The sequence below is a fragment of the Undibacterium sp. Dicai25W genome, assembly GCF_049340505.1.
In the GTDB taxonomy this organism is placed as follows: domain Bacteria; phylum Pseudomonadota; class Gammaproteobacteria; order Burkholderiales; family Burkholderiaceae_D; genus Undibacterium; species Undibacterium jejuense.
The window spans coordinates 118303-133817 of the sequence record NZ_JBMPOQ010000005.1; the positions used below are offsets into that span (position 1 = coordinate 118303).

The following is a 15515-nucleotide window of genomic DNA, read 5'->3' on the forward strand; positions in this document are numbered from 1 at the left end:
CATCATTAAAGTAAGGTTACTGGGCGAACGCGATTTGCCTGATCCACCCAATAGTGACGCTCTGCCTCGGTTTTAGCTAACCTGGATGCCTGTCTGAATTGGCCTTCTGCCGCAATCCGCAAGGCATGTTCGGTGTATTCGGCGCCTAAAAATGTGGTGTTCGCTGGCCAATTAGAACTCTTAGTTCGCTCCACCAACAGATTAATCAGGCGACCCGCAATTTGGAATACCGAGCCGCCACTGCCCAATACAGATTTAATCGCCGTTTCTGCCACTTGCATAACTTTGATATCGACAGTGTGCGGATAAGCGAGCAACATTTCTCCGACGCTCAGTTGCGTTTCTGTGTGCAAGGCATGATTGCCCGGAACGCGTTGTAAAATATTAAAGGCTTCCATGAGACGACCCGCTTTAGCATGACAACGCGCCGCACCAACATGGGCGCTGACAAAAGCCGGATCGACTTGCCCTACCCTATCGTAATACGGCAAGGCTTGTTCGAAATCATTGGCGATCTCCGCTGCAAATCCCATTGCAAGGCGCGGCGCCAACTCACCTGGCATTTCGAAATAACAGCGCTCAAAATATGGAAGTGCTTTTGCGCCTTCATTTTTCGTGATCAGGTATAAACCGCGATACCAACTTGCGCGCCAGTCAAATGGATCAGCGTTTTCCAACTGAGTTAAGGTTGACTCGATCACGGCATCGCGCTGCCCGGGCAACAAATCCTTATTCGCGATCAACACTTCAACCAAACGCAATCTTGGTTCGGCCGCTTTGTCGCCATTCTTTTCTACCAGCTTTTGCAGTTCTTCCAATTGCTCGTTGGCATCCATCATACTGAGCACACAAATCACTTCACCTGCGGCTCTATCATCGATCCTGACACGAGGATTAGGTAAAGATAAAGGATTGATTTGCGTTGCCAATTCGCGTGCTGAGGCATGAATTAATCGGTCACCGGTAAAGACTTTACTATCAACTGGTTTAGGGCCAGATTGCAAGGCGACGATTTCTCGTAACACCCCGAATAATTGCTCACCCATTTCATCCGCAGTCTGGAAGCGTTCGTCCGGATCGGTATGCGTAGCGCGCAATAAAAACCGATACAAAGATTCGTTTTCCGCCAAAACCTCTGCGCTATCTGGGCCAGGCAATTTGAACTCATAGTCAGAAGAAAACTTAAAGTCCATGATCAATACCGCTAACGCCCGGCCAAGCGTGTACAAATCCGACACTGCAATCGGGTCGGTACTTGCCTCAGGCGCTGAAAAACCTATCGTGGCGTAGATATCACCGTTCGGATCACCAATTTTTCTGACGGCGCCCATATCAATCAGTTTGACATCCCCCGCCTCAATCATGACGTTGTCTGGTTTGAAATCGCAATACACCAGGCCTTGTGCATGCAGATAAGCAAATGCTGGCAAAATCCCCAAAATATAGGAAATTGCTTCGGTCACTGGCAATGGGCCGCGTTGTTTGCGCAAACTATATACCGTTTGCCCGCCAACATACTCCATAATGATAAAACCTTCAGTGCCCTGATTCACAAAATCATAAATAGCCACAATCTTAGAATGCTTTAACGCTGCCAGATAACGGCGCTCCGCCACAGCCGCAGCCGCACTGGCTTCATCATTCGCATTCAGCAAACCTTTAAGCACCACCCAGCGCTGTAAAACTTGATCCCATCCAAGGTAGATCCAGCCCAGACCACCAAACGCAATTGGACCTTTAATTTCATATTTACCGGCGACCACGTCACCCGCTTTGAGTCGTGCAACGAAATCGTATGGGGTGCCACATGCAGGACAAAAACCCTTTGCACGATTCACCTGCGCATCGCACTTCGGGCAATGGCGTTTATGTAAAGGTACTTCAGGATCGGCCATTAAGAGTTTCAATGGATCCTGATTCGGCAGATCTGGCAGCGACACCAAACCACCGCCAAGTGCATTACGTCGAGTGCTTGAGTGGGAGGTGATACCAGCGCGGCGACGGGTAGTTTTAGCGCCACCAGATTCTGGTAAACGTACAGGATAATTGACGGTAAAGCGCGTCGATCCGCGGGTGCGTCCGGTGGTCACATTACCGGTCGTAAAGTCAGCAGAGAGATTCGGCGCAACAACTCCCGGCGGCAATCCAAGACCGCCAGTCGCCGCCGTTAGCAGCGTTTTACTGGCTGGCTTACCACAATCTTCACACACGTCGTCGACAACGACTCCACCGCAATATTGACAGGACGCTGCCATAAAATCACCTCAAGTTTTACTATCCGAGCTTATTAAAAAGCGGTCTTTAAAAAACGGTTCCCAATATGGGGTTAAATTATCTTGCTTAACTGCTGCTGATACTGAGACAGTTTGACTCGTAAATTTTCCAGATCCAAAGGACGCATCAACAAATCAGTTTCAATTTGTGCGCGCAGCTGTTGTCGTCTTTGATCAATACCGTGCTGCATCATGAGTGCCTGATCTTTGGCTTTATATGCTGCAAAACGTCCTTTTAATTCATCGACTTCTGCACATCGGGTTTGCACTTCGGCAATCGCACGATTTAAGTCGGCTTGCGCCTGGGTCATCGCCAATTGCAGCCTACTCATGCCCACCAACACCGCCGACCATTGACCGGCATGCAAACTATTTTCTAAAGTCTCGCACCAGCTTTGCAACATCGCGATCGGTGAAGTGCCAGGCATTTTTAAGGTGCTTAAAGTCTGTGCACCACATAGATGACTGAGGTTTTCACATTGTGAGTGATACGTCAGCTCCAGATCCCTTAATTCATTTAACGTTAACTTGGCCTGCTCAACTTCTTTCTCCGCTGATAGCCTGGTACGTTCAAGGTCATCCAATTTGGCGGCCCAGACACTGAGGCTTCGGCGCAAGGCTTCTATGCCGTCTAAGGCATTGAGAGGATCCGCCTGCAAACCTTGAATTTCGATAAACGAAGGACGATCAGATTCAGCTTTTAACCCTTTAGCACGTTGCTCCATCAGGCTGTAATCATGCTTGATGCCAACCAGGGCTTCGGCTCCTCTTGACTCGGCGAGATCTAACTGATTTAAGCTATCTCTGGCCTGCTCAAATTCATTTTGCATGATCAGCAAGAGTGCCGCAGGCGTCAACTGCGAACTCTGCGCAGCACTGCCTAGCAAGTCGCGGTTCTTGATCGACACTTGCCCGGTTGTCCTGACGATGGAAGAGCCTTCCAGCAAGGCGAATATTTTATCCTCGCGAGTTGACGATGACATAAATAAACTATGCTGCGCAATATTCAATGCTTCATCGACTATTTTGGCTAACAATAAATAATCATCGACCAGAGTACTTAATTGCGCTGTCGCTTGTTCTGCTTTAGCTTTACTCAAACCCGAATAATTACCAGCCCTGAGTTTAATGCGAATCCGCTTCGTACTCTCAGCATCCGCTAACTCATTTGCATTCGTGCTGATAGCGGCAAGCCGCTGTTGCCAGACCGCTAGCGAATCATCTATATTGCTCACTCGCGAAACTCCACCAGACGTTTTTGGATACCAACTATCGTTCCCAATACAGGTGCCAATAACAGAATCGCCAACAGATAAACAAGTTGCTTTATCGAGGACATTGCTCGGGCGATGCCATCATCAAATTGGGTCTGGTTGATCATCAAGGTTTTCGACAGCGCTGCATTAAAACGATCAAATGCCCAGTCTGATTGATGTTCAAGTTTACCAATACAAAGAGCGAGCGCTTGTTCATGTTTGCCACTGGATTCGAATTGACGGATCTCTTTGTCAATATAGACGTATTCGACCCATGCTTTTAATGTATCAACGGCTGCCTGATGTTCCCCAGGGAAGGTCACGTTCACCAACTCATCAGCCAGCAAGCCATGCCCTTTCAATTCTTTGGGATCGGCAATTAAGGCGTTTGCTGCACCTATCTTCGAAGAAAAAATTTTATCGGCAGCGTCCGTAAATAAAGCAGTTTGTTTTGCTTGCGCTTGCTTGTCAGTTATTAACAAGTACATACTTTCCTGTGCATTCGCTGAATATGCCAACGCTTGTGCCTGCGATAATACGTGGCCAGAATCAAACGCGTCTTCTTTGGCAGTTCGAAGATCAGACGATATTTGATCAATTTTAATTGCCATGCAAGAAACGCTGGCGATAAATACCAACAAGCCAGATAGCATGACTGGATTGACGATGCGCTTAAATATGGCAAACATCTTCACCTGTGCTTCTATCAATGCCACGACCAACAACATAGACAACAACAGGAACGTCACAAAATAATTTTTTGCAGCTTGCCTGCCCTCGGCATAACTACTCGCAAGATGTGTAAAATTCGCATTATCAAGCTCAACCACAGCCGGCAAAATATGTTCGCGCATCAATGTGTCAGCTTTCAGCAGCAAGTCATGTGGATCTTTCGTAACCAGAGCCATGCCCACAACGCGTTCATATTCTGACAACTGAGTCATTGCCATTAAAATCGGTTTTCGCTCTTCGTCACCAAAAGTGATATTTTGCGCCGCCGATAATAACTTATCGTGTGCCTGATTGATCGCAGCAATATATGCTTTACCAGATGCTCCATTTGCTTCTTCTTTTAGCAAAAAAAGATCCATGAGATTGGTATGTGCATCAGCCAATCGTGAACGTATTTGCTCAGCGGCGATGATAGAAGGAACCGCGTCCTTCCCGACGGTATTGACTACCGAGCGATAGCTATCGAAAACAAAAAAAGCTGCAATAAAAACGCTTATACTGAGAGCTACACACAAAGCGCGTCTCAGCTTAAGTTGCCGTGGTACTTCAGACACCTGATACAAATCAGCCTCGACTAAAGAGACGTGCAAAGTATCTTGCAAAGTTCCACCCACGGGAACGTTGACTGGAGTTAGCATAGCAGAAGACATAGATAGCTTTCCTAAAACGGTAAGTGTCGATTATCGAAGTTCGACACGAATCCGTGTCCACATACCCAGAGTCAATTCGTCACCCGGACTGATCATGGCAACAACACCGGCTAACATAAGTTTATTATTGAGTTCGGTACCATTGGCAGAACCCAAATCGAGAACCGTATGGTTTCCTTTTTCGTCGCGCATCAATTTCAAATGACGGCGAGAAATACCCGGATCCTGAACGACGATTTCGGGATAAATGCCCTTGCCTTCAAACTGCCGCCCCAAAGTTTGTTCATCCAGATCAAGATGATATTCTCTGTCGGGCGCCCCGACCGGACACGGATTTTCCGGGTCATTTTCAGTGTACAAAGTCGGATCAACCGTAATAATGAGCTTGAGGCGCTGCGACTGCATCGTCGTATCCGCAACATTGTTCACCGTATTAGCTATGGGTGACGAAACGCAGACATCTGGAACAAGGGGTAACGTTGGTGCCGCCTCTGCAACATTTTGTACCACTGGCGTCTCGGCAGCTACTACCGGAGAAATTTGCGGTATTGGCATAGGCGCTGGCTTAGCTATACTCTGCAAGCCATTAAACGATGCACCAAGTTCAAAATCATAACGGCAAACTTCACAATAGCGGGTACCACTGCGACGTGGAGTCATGCAATCTGGACAATCCAGATTATCAACCCTGGCAGAAGCAGGTTTTGCATCGGCCACTTTAGGTGCAACGGGCGCATTATTATTCGCGGCTGATAATTTAATCGGAGCACCACACTCCGAGCAATAATCCGTATCCGTAGAAAAATGACCTTTAGGACAAATATTACTCATGGTTTCAATTCAGTTAAAGTGAGAGTGTGATGGTGTAAACCTTGATCCGATGAACCTTGTCAAAAGTCATCTTAAATATTACCAACCGCATCGCCAACGACACCAGTACGACGGCGTACCGTGCGCGTTCCGCCTAATTCCAATTCCATATCAGCTGCTTTGTCAGACTTTTTCAAGCGTACAGTGCCGGCGTCGGCATCAATCACATCAACTACTTTTTTCAAGCGACGCGTCACCTCTTCGTTACCGGATTCCTGCGCCAATTTTGCCGCCCGTCCTAACAAACGCGTGGCTTTATCTTCATCACCCTTGGCCTTCGCTTCAAGCCCTTCCTGGATCGAGTCTGCCAATTCTTTTTGCCCGGTATAGTGTGCAACTTCTTTGCTGATGCGTGTCGTCAGCATGTCATCACCTGACCATCTGACTGCGATCGGATCACAAGTGACTTTAGTTTCTATCCCACCCTCCAGATAAACAACACTCGCACGGCATGCCAACACTTCTTCATCAACAGCACCGGCTGGCAATTCAAAGGCAAGTTGGAAATCACGCGCCTCATTACCCCATGCGCCCAACGGCACATCGAGCGTCTTTTCATCGATTCGTGTGGCGACTGGCATCAGATCCATAATGTCAGGGCTCATTTGTTTTACTGTCAGTAGCTTGACGACTTTTGGCGACCAGATGCGTAATACCGCGCCTGAGATACCTTTCGACATGGAACGCCTTAAAAAGGCTTGCAAATCTTCTTCCAGACCGGCTGGATCAGTGATCGCATCAGCAGTACCCAACAAAGCCGAAGCGATGGTGCGCAGCTCTGCTGGCTTCCAATCGGTACCGATACCGCGACAGTCACACTGAAACACGCCTTTGCACTCTTCAATCACAGCAGTAAGATGCATGCTGTCTTCAGCACCATTTTCACCATCAGTCTGAAAGTAAACGCTCGCCATGGTGGCACCACTACTCCTGACCTGGTGATAGGCAGTTTTCAGTCCAGATGACATGGACGTTGAACCTGACGCGCGCAGACCTTGAATTGCACTATGCGCAAATGCTTTATTCGCCGCAGTGGCGGGGCTCGCTTTAACCACAATATCAGCACTACCTGAAAAACTGACTACGAAGAACCACATATCTTCCGACAACATATCAATACCACGACGTGCAGCATTCTTTGCTTGTGAGAGCTTTTCACCACCCATCGAACCCGATACGTCCAGGACAAAACCAACAATTTTTCGACCACCTGCATTGGGGACAATCTGCACATCCGAAGAAATCGTCAATACCGTGTCAAGACGTGACTGACCTACAGATAAATATGGGTTGAAAAACCCTTGAATACGAAACATAAAACACTCCGACGAGAGTCAGTTAAGACGATATTAAGACGATATTTTTTGTACAAATTGATTGCCAGATTCCAGCAAACCTTCGGTAAATTTACGATTGAGTGCGTTCAAATCATTAATGGATTTTTCACGTTTATCGGCGTTTTCCAAATCCAGACGATGACCAAGCGCGATCGTCTGCAACAATTTATCTGCGGATTGCGCCAGTACAGCAACATCCGCCGCAAAATCTCCCTGGCTGTTTTTCGCTTTTAAATACGCGTCTTGCAACTGATCGCTACCTATACTGCCCAATTCTCTGGACAGGGCGCGGCGTGCTTCGGTTGCTTTGGATGCCTTTGCTGTTTCCGATAAAGCAGCTACATTAAGAATTGCCCGTTTCAAAGCAGGCAGATCGAACAGAATACTATCCATGACATTATTCATTTCTATCATGGCAGCCGTTTGTGTGGCGCGAATTTCTGGCACCGAGACGATAGACTGGCTGTGCGCCACATGCATACGCACGATACGTGTTTCAAATGCATTGATTTGCTCTGCAAAATCGCGCAGCTTAGCGATTTCAACTACATCGCGTGATTGCTCTACCGCCACACGTTTTTGTTCAAATTCCAGACGCGCACGCTTGATCAGTATCTGGCCGGCCGCCATATACAATTCCATGGTTTTGATATGGTCAATACTGGCTTGAACCAGACGATCCAATTTGTCGTTGGTCGATCTGAGGGTGGTCAGTTGCGCCTGCGATTTTTGTTCGATCGCATTCAGATGCTCAGTAATTTTCTTATGATTTTGCTGTAATGCACGCAATGCCGAGAACCACTCACCAACAAAAGGGATTTTCCCAAATTGTTCAGCCAGACTGCTTTGACCTGCAACCTCTTGTTTGATCTTAGGAAGATTCAGGTCTTTCAAGGTTGTCGCCAGTGCAATGGTAATTTCTCCCGCACGCCCTGCTTCGCTGGTACGCATTCCTTCCAATAACTGATCGAGATGTTTACTCAATTCACGTTGCGCATCAGCGCCAAATGACATCAGGCTATTGGTATCGGAAAACGATACACTGGCAGCGATTTGATTGATGCGCGCTTTTTGCTCCTCGGTAAATTTGTTTAAGTCGATTTGCCGATCCGCTTGCAATTCGTAACGCAGGGCAGGTGGATTTCCATCGTACAAAGATACTGTATTCAACGGAGAAACAACCAATTCGGCTTCTGTTTTTAACTCGCTCATTGTGCAACCCCGATCTAAATCCATTGAAAAATCAATCTCACTATTTACTCCCTGCAAGTATGGGGAGCGCCTTCAAATCCGCATCTACAAGTCCAATTCATTTTGGACAAGCTGCATCTTGGCACTGCATTAGCGTAAAAGAAACGGTAATTATTTTTTTCTTTAACCGATAATTTATCAGCAAATACCGTTGCATATTTGCAACTAGACAGAATCCAGGCGAACGATCGAAAAATCACCAATCTATGTGGCCTGACTTTTAGATTATTGCAATTATGCCACTTAATAAGAGCCGAAAGGATAAACAACAGTGGAGGAATAAGTCAAAGACGCAAAATAGCCGCATGCGAGAACAGTGGAAGTCACTAATGAGTCTTGAACAAGAAGCTTTCGGAAATTTACAACCCTTGCTGGGTAAGTGCTTCGAGCGCGACGGGCGTCAGCGGTAGGGTGATAATAAAACAAGTACCAACACCGACTTCGGACTTGAGCTGTATGGTTCCGCCAAGCACGCTAGTGACAATATTGTAGACAATATTTAAGCCGAGACCAGATCCGCCCTGCCCCAATTTGGTCGTAAAAAAAGGATCAAAGACACGTGCGAGATTTTCAGCCGGGATACCCAAACCATCGTCGCTAAAAACCAACTCTGCGTGAGTCTCATCGATCAAACGCGTCGTCAAGCGCATCGTTCCCTGCCGCCGTCCTTCAAACGCATGCGTGAGTGCATTGGTGACCAAATTGGTCAATACTTGCCCCAAAGGCCCGGGATAACTATTCATCTTAATGCCCGGCGCTAAGTCGCTAGTCATGACAAATGCAGTTTTTTTATACATAGGCACCAGAGTGACCATGATTCCTTCAATCGTCTCTTTCAAGTCAAAACTACGCCGTTGATTGCTTGCCTGGTCCGCCGCAACTTGTTTAAAACTGGCAATCAGGTCATGGGCGTTACCAAGATTGCGCAACAACAACTCGGTACCCTTTTCGATAATATCAAAATACGTCTCAATAGCCGAGCGACGTAAATTACCTTCTTTCACAGAACGACGTAAATCACGCGTATCGTCATGTAAGGTGCTTGCCACCGTTACACTATTACCTATCGGAGTATTCAATTCATGTGCGATACCAGCAACCAGGGAACCAAGCGCAGCTAATTTTTCCGAGCGTACCAACTCACCTTTTGTGAGTTTTAATGACTCAAGAGCTTCATATAGTTCCTCATTGGTTTCTTGTAATTTCAACGTACGAGACTGTACCCGCGATTCTAATTGTTGGTTAATTTCTTGAATTTCTTTTTCGGTTTCACGCTGGCGTGTAATGTCGACCGCCGAAAAAATGAAGAGTCGTTCATCGTGAATTTTGATTGGTCGGCCAGATAAAATACAAATCAAAATACGACCGCTCTTTGCTCGCTGACGAACCTCGATTCTCGTCGCTTGCGTTTGCTTGATCTGATCCAGCATGGCTTGTCGCTCATTTAAATCTACCCAGACATTGAGTTCAAACGAAGTATTGCCAATGATTTCTTCTCTGGAAAATTCAAATTGCGCAAGCCAGACATCATTAACATCCACAAACTGGCCATTTTCTATGCGAACCAACCCCAGTGGAATCGGTGCCTGCTGGAAAATGCTGGCAAACTTATATTGACTTTCGCGCAATTCTTCTTCGTATTGCAAACGCATTTTATGGGCATCTATAAAGGCATTAAACCAAACAACAAGCTCACTGATTTCATCCCTGCTTGCGGGTACCGGCAGGTGTTCAACCAGGTCGTTTTTTTGTTCTTGAATACGGCGAAAACCTTTAGAAATTTCTTGAATGGGGGTAACCATGTTTCTTCTGAATAAATGGCTAGCCAATAAAATAATAATCGAACTGAGAACAATCAACAATCCAACAAGCTGCGTCAATCTTCGCATTGGTGCGAGCAAAGTTTCCTGAGGGATTACTCCGAACAAGTGCCATCCCTGATTTTTTATAGTCGCAAGGCTGACGAGATAATCACGGTTATCAATGTGCAAAGCTGATTTTTCATTGCCACTTTTGAGCCAATTTGCGAGGCTTTCGGGCATATTTTGCCCCACTATTTTCTTATCTGGCGCGTAAACTACCCGCCCGTCAGCGTCAGTAACCACCATATAAGAACCACGTCCCAAATCAACTTTACTGAAATGATCAAAGAGGTAGCTGGTAGAGCAATTAATCAACAACATACCAACTGGCTCCGACAACTGCGTTTCGCTGGAATAACGCCACACAATCTTATATGCAGTGAGTAATTTTTCAGAATCAGATGCGGGGTATAACTTATTGCCCACACTGAGCCACTGCAATGAACCATCCGAAGCCAACGCCGTTCTGTACATCGTGTCACGCACGTACTTATTGACTTCCGGCTCGCTTAAGGTTTCACCGACATAAAAGCGGTGCCCTTTTGCAGTATAAAAGTCGATCGAGGCGACGCCTTTTAGGCTGCTATATAAATTAAGATTTTGGCGAATTTCTGCCTGAGTCGACAAATCGTCATAGGCATCGCGCTTCATTTCATTCAACGCGTCTGTTCGAGCGGCAACCTCGCCGATTTTATCTATCGTTGCAATCCGGGACGCCAGGTTATCTACCTGTTGCAACTGCAACTGTAAATAATCACGCTGATTATTGACCAACTGAGAACTATATCCACTGGTCAAATCGAGAATAGTTTCCTGAACCACGTCGTAGGAACTGACAGCAAAAATCAATAGTGGCAAGATGCTCACGATGACCAGATAGCCAATCAGCTTATAAATGATATTAAACTTGATGAACTTGAGTTTCAAAACTCACTCTACCTATTTAAGCGTATCGATTGAAACTAAATGCGCGTCAATTTTGAGGACTGAGGGCAATTTTTCCCCCTTCAATGCACGCACTGCGAGAACCACTCCCTGATACCCTTGCAAGGCCGCTTGCTGGTCTACGGTCAACCGCATCTTACCAGCCCGAACAGCCGCCTTAGCATCATCAAGAGCATCATAACCAATGATCTGCACATTCTTTCGAGCACTGTCAGAAATATATTTAATGGCACCCAACGCCATCATGTCGTTAGCGCAAAAAATTACCTTAATTGCCGGATATTTTTCAAAGATCTGCTTTGCTACCTTGTACCCTTCATCAATTTTCCAATTTGCTGTTTCTTTTGCCACGATTTGTATCAGCGGATTTGAATTAAAAGCGCGAACTGCCCCCGTCATCCGCATGCGCGCATTCTCTGCGCCAGGTAAACCCTCGATAATAGCGACCTGGGTGGGCTTATTGATTTTATCGACCACCGACTTCACTGCATCAAAACTTGCTCCTTCATTATCGACACTGATAAAGGGGATCATCGGCATACCAGAATTACGCAAGGTGCCAGGGTCAAGCTGATTATCGATATTAATGATGACAATCCCCGCTTTATCCGCTTCTTTTAACACTGGAATTAAGCGACGCGAATCACCGGGGGCAATTACTATTGCATTCACTTTTTGCTCTATCAAATCCTGGACAATCTGAATTTGTTCTTCAATCGCCGTTTCCTGCCCCGCAGTTTTAACGATAAGTTCAACACCCAACTCTTGCTCAGCCCGTCTTGCCCCTTTCTCAATATCAATGAAAAAAGGATTGGTAAAGGCTTTCAAAACCAACCCAACTTTATATCTGGACGAGAGTTCCGGCGCTGGAGATGAGCTAGAAGTGGAATTATTCCCAGATTTATCGCCTTGCCCACATCCACATAAAAAAATAAACAGCAGGCAAATCAAAAATGAACGACAAGCACTCATAATTTCCTCATAAAAACCCAACATATAACCCAGGCGCGCAGGCTGGAAATAAATTAGTGAATTAATTAATTCATTAATACAAAAACAGACCCAACATACACGGAATGGTTTAAGCAAGGACAATCGGACTCTCAAATAGAGTTACTAATACTATAGGCAATTGATTACATCTCGCCTACAAAAACATATTAAATTGTATTAAATATGCTTCCCACTATAAAAATTATTAAATGATTCAGTAAAAAGCGACAATTGAGCCATCACAGAGATCATAAATAATGCATAAAAGATATTTTCCTGACCGCACACAAGTATTTAAATTTCTAAAAAAATAGGCAGACAAGGTAAAACGTGGCTGATAGAATGCTCGCCATTGTCATTGGGGAGTAGCCATCTTTAGTTCCCGCTAAAGAGTCCACGTCAACAAACTTGAGAAAAAAAACTCATGGCGTGGTCAGCTTCTGCTGTTGCAGTTAAGCCAGGCGAGACCTTTGGCCACCTTACGTTTTGCTAGTCGGGCGAGTCGTAGGGTTGCGCCATTGTCCTCATTCTCGCCCGACCACTGAGACCCATGCTTCTCACTATTACGCTATTTTCTCTCTCTGCAGTCGCGATTTATATCGCATGCGAATTTTTCGTCAACGGTATCGAATGGTTTGGCCACAGGCTCAAGCTCGGCGCGACAGCCATTGGTTCAGTACTCGCGGCATTTGGTACTGCCTTGCCAGAAAGCGCAGTCACTTTTATGGCAGTCGTTTTCGGTAAAACTTCAGCCCAAAAAGACATAGGCATAGGCGCCGCAATGGGTGGTCCACTTGTATTGGCGACGTTGGCATATGCAGTCGTAGGCGCGGCGTTAATTTTTCATCGGCATAAACTTCAACGTATTAATCGCCAGGTACAAGTCGACCATATTCGCCTAAGTCACGATCAGGCAGCATTTCTTGGCGTTTTTGTCGTCAAAGTTGGATTGGGCTTAGTGGCATTTACCTATAAGCCTTGGTTGGGACTTTTATTTCTTGCAACTTATGCGGCGTATGTCTGGCGCGAAATTCAAACCAGCGATACCGCACCCGAAGAAGAACAATTAGAGCCTCTTAAGTTCTGTCCTTCAGTCGCTGAGCCATCTTTGCGTTGGGCAGCACTTCAAGTGACGTGCTCGCTCGTTGTTATCAGCATTGCATCGCATGTATTTGTCGGTCAGCTCGAAGCGATCGGCACCGCCCTGAATTGGTCGCCGCATCTGGTGGCATTACTATTGAGTCCAGTCGCTACAGAGCTGCCAGAAACCATGAACGCGCTCATTTGGGTCAAACAAGGCAAAGAAAGGCTGGCACTGGCTAATATTTCTGGCGCCATGATGATACAGGCGACGATACCGAGTGCCTTGGGGCTATTTTTTACGCCATGGTTGTTTGATGGGCCGCTGCTAGCCTCAGGCATTATCACAGCGCTTGCGATTGTATTTCTTTGGCAGCTATTCCGACGCGGAGCTGTTGATGGCCGAAAATTACTCGTTGCCGGTGGATTTTATGGCGTCTTCGCGTTATTGGTGGCATGCTATTTTTCACGCTAAGGCAAGAGACGCGCAGACTTGTCCCAGCTCAAAGGGAAATTCTTTGCGTCAGCTACATTTAATGCGACATCATCGTTTCAACTGACGAACGAAGTGGTATTTCGCTGTATCGGTCAAACACTGAAGATCGCCATGCCACATTGCGATAAAATCCAGAATACGCTGCTTTAACTTTCAAAAAACACGACGAATAACATCATTGATAAAGAAAACTAGTGTGAAAAAACGTATTTTTGATTTAGTACCAGACAAGTCCGCCCCCACCTCAATTCGTGTAAGCAGACCGCCCAAAGGCGTCGCTGCCGTAGCATTTGGCGGCACAATTTTAGCCCTGGCTCTTCACGCCCATGCCGATGAAACCGCCCCGGCTCTGCCTCCGCAAGCTGATGAAACATGGGCGGTGCATGGCCAGGTAACAACCATCCTGCAAGAGCATCCCCGATTTACCTCTCCTTATAGCGGTCCGCAGAGCATGGATCCGAATGGTCGTCAGGAAGAGACAACGGATGTGACACTCTTTGCTGGCACAAAGTTATGGCGCAACGCAGAATTATGGATCAATGCGGAAATCGATCAAGGCTTTGGCTTGAGCCACTCGTTTGGTGCGGCTGGCTTTCCCAGTGGCGGCGCTTACAAAGAAGGTGCAAACATGCCTTACCTTCGCATGCCACGCCTATTTGTACGTCAGGTATTTCCGCTTGGTGGCGAACAAGTCGCAGTTGAAGCCGGTGCCAATCAATTGGCGAGCACGCATAGCGCCGATAATGTCACACTGACCTTCGGCAAGATGGCCGTGGTCGACATTTTTGATAACAATACCTATGCACATGATCCACGTTCTGATTTTTTAAACTGGGCGATGATCGACGGCGGCGCACTTGATTATGCTGCCGATATGTGGGGCTACACTTATGGGGTAGCCGCAGAATGGAATCAAGGAAACTGGACGTGGCGCAATGGCGCCTATCAAATGTCGCCGGTTCCAAACGGTAAAATCACCGGCATTAATTTCCATCAGTTTGAATTAATCACCGAAGTTGAAGAGCGCCACCAGCTCGCAGGTCACCCGGGCAAGCTGAAGTTGCTCGCTTACCTGAACCACGCGTCAATGAGTAAATACAGCGATGCCGTTCAGAGTGCGATAGCCAACAACACGACACCTGACGTCGCAGCCAATCGCCATTACGCATCCAACTATGGCTTCGTTTTAAACGGCGAACAAGAATTAACGTCTGACATCGGCGCGTTTGCGCGTTTCAGCAAAACCCCTGGTGACAAAGAGGTTTACGAATTCACGGACATCAGTCAATCCTTCTCTGCTGGCATCCAAATTAAAGGTAATCACTGGGGACGGCATGACGATACAGTGGGTCTGGCGATCGCGCACAATAGCATCTCAGGCGATGCGCAGCGATACTTTAAAGCGGGCGGGCTTGGTGTTTTGATTGGTGATGGCACACTCAATTATGGCGCTGAAAATATTTTGGAAACCTACTACGCCATCCGCGTTCATCCACACGCGACCATCACTGTTGACTATCAACGAATCAAAAACCCAAGCTACAACATGGATCGCGGCCCGATCAATGTTTATGGCTTACGCTTCCACGCTGACATCTGATCGACTGCTTAATACTGCCTTTTGTCACGAGCTACAACATAGGCAAACTCACAGGCTTCTCCGCATTGATGAATGACATACAGCATCCACTATTTCTCTTCTGATAACAGATACTGCTCATAAAGATGTTCACCAATCGGGCGGCGCACCGCGCTTTTTACATAATTAGC

At 46.7% G+C, this 15515-nt stretch carries 10 protein-coding genes and 1 riboswitch; of the genes, 2 read left to right on the plus strand and 8 right to left on the minus strand.

From position 1 onward, the window contains the following. Positions 1-5 precede the first annotated feature (5 nt). The 8 genes from ACO0KY_RS08010 to ACO0KY_RS08045 form a co-directional block, all read right to left on the minus strand. On the minus strand, positions 6-2255 hold the full coding sequence (locus ACO0KY_RS08010; RefSeq protein WP_423045168.1) for a tetratricopeptide repeat protein: 2250 nt from the start codon (positions 2253-2255) through the stop codon (positions 6-8). 71 nt (positions 2256-2326) lie between these two features. Beyond that, positions 2327-3508 (minus strand): hypothetical protein, encoded by a 1182-nt coding sequence (locus ACO0KY_RS08015; protein WP_423045169.1) that lies wholly within the window; start codon positions 3506-3508, stop codon positions 2327-2329. Beyond that, positions 3505-4911 (minus strand): hypothetical protein, encoded by a 1407-nt coding sequence (locus ACO0KY_RS08020; protein ID WP_423045170.1) that lies wholly within the window; start codon positions 4909-4911, stop codon positions 3505-3507. The genes ACO0KY_RS08015 and ACO0KY_RS08020 overlap by 4 nt, the downstream gene beginning before the upstream one ends. Positions 4912-4941: 30 nt before the next feature. After that, positions 4942-5742, minus strand: a complete 801-nt coding sequence (locus ACO0KY_RS08025) for an FHA domain-containing protein (RefSeq protein WP_423045171.1) — start codon at positions 5740-5742, stop codon at positions 4942-4944. 71 nt (positions 5743-5813) lie between these two features. Next, positions 5814-7097 carry a VWA domain-containing protein gene (locus tag ACO0KY_RS08030; RefSeq protein ID WP_423045172.1) on the minus strand — a complete coding sequence of 428 codons (1284 nt, stop codon included), beginning with the start codon at positions 7095-7097 and terminating at the stop codon, positions 5814-5816. Between the two features lie 33 nt (positions 7098-7130). After that, positions 7131-8330: a toxic anion resistance protein gene (locus ACO0KY_RS08035; RefSeq protein WP_423045173.1), complete on the minus strand. Its 1200-nt coding sequence runs from the start codon at positions 8328-8330 to the stop codon at positions 7131-7133. Between the two features lie 398 nt (positions 8331-8728). Beyond that, positions 8729-11158, minus strand: a complete 2430-nt coding sequence (locus ACO0KY_RS08040; protein ID WP_423045174.1) for an ATP-binding protein — start codon at positions 11156-11158, stop codon at positions 8729-8731. Positions 11159-11170: 12 nt separating this feature from the next. After that, positions 11171-12271 (minus strand): substrate-binding domain-containing protein, encoded by a 1101-nt coding sequence (locus tag ACO0KY_RS08045; protein WP_423045175.1) that lies wholly within the window; start codon positions 12269-12271, stop codon positions 11171-11173. A gap of 246 nt (positions 12272-12517) precedes the next feature. Beyond that, a riboswitch (yybP-ykoY riboswitch) is annotated at positions 12518-12623 on the plus strand. 96 nt (positions 12624-12719) lie between these two features. Between ACO0KY_RS08045 and ACO0KY_RS08050 the strand changes: the two genes are divergently transcribed. Both ACO0KY_RS08050 and ACO0KY_RS08055 read left to right on the plus strand, forming a co-directional pair. Further along, on the plus strand, positions 12720-13724 hold the full coding sequence (locus tag ACO0KY_RS08050) for a sodium:calcium antiporter (RefSeq protein WP_423045176.1): 1005 nt from the start codon (positions 12720-12722) through the stop codon (positions 13722-13724). 217 nt (positions 13725-13941) lie between these two features. Beyond that, positions 13942-15345, plus strand: coding sequence for a carbohydrate porin (locus ACO0KY_RS08055; protein WP_423045177.1), 1404 nt, complete (start codon positions 13942-13944; stop codon positions 15343-15345). Positions 15346-15515 lie beyond the last annotated feature (170 nt).

Bases quoted from the DNA above. Each gene is read 5' to 3' on its own strand.
- ACO0KY_RS08010 (WP_423045168.1), bottom strand. From the start codon at position 2,255: ATGGCAGCGTCCTGTCAATATTGCGGTGGAGTCGTTGTCGACGACGTG.
- ACO0KY_RS08035 (WP_423045173.1), bottom strand. From the start codon at position 8,330: ATGAGCGAGTTAAAAACAGAAGCCGAATTGGTTGTTTCTCCGTTGAAT.
- ACO0KY_RS08025 (WP_423045171.1), bottom strand. From the start codon at position 5,742: ATGAGTAATATTTGTCCTAAAGGTCATTTTTCTACGGATACGGATTAT.
- ACO0KY_RS08020 (WP_423045170.1), bottom strand. From the start codon at position 4,911: ATGTCTTCTGCTATGCTAACTCCAGTCAACGTTCCCGTGGGTGGAACT.
- ACO0KY_RS08030 (WP_423045172.1), bottom strand. From the start codon at position 7,097: ATGTTTCGTATTCAAGGGTTTTTCAACCCATATTTATCTGTAGGTCAG.
- ACO0KY_RS08050 (WP_423045176.1), top strand. From the start codon at position 12,720: ATGCTTCTCACTATTACGCTATTTTCTCTCTCTGCAGTCGCGATTTAT.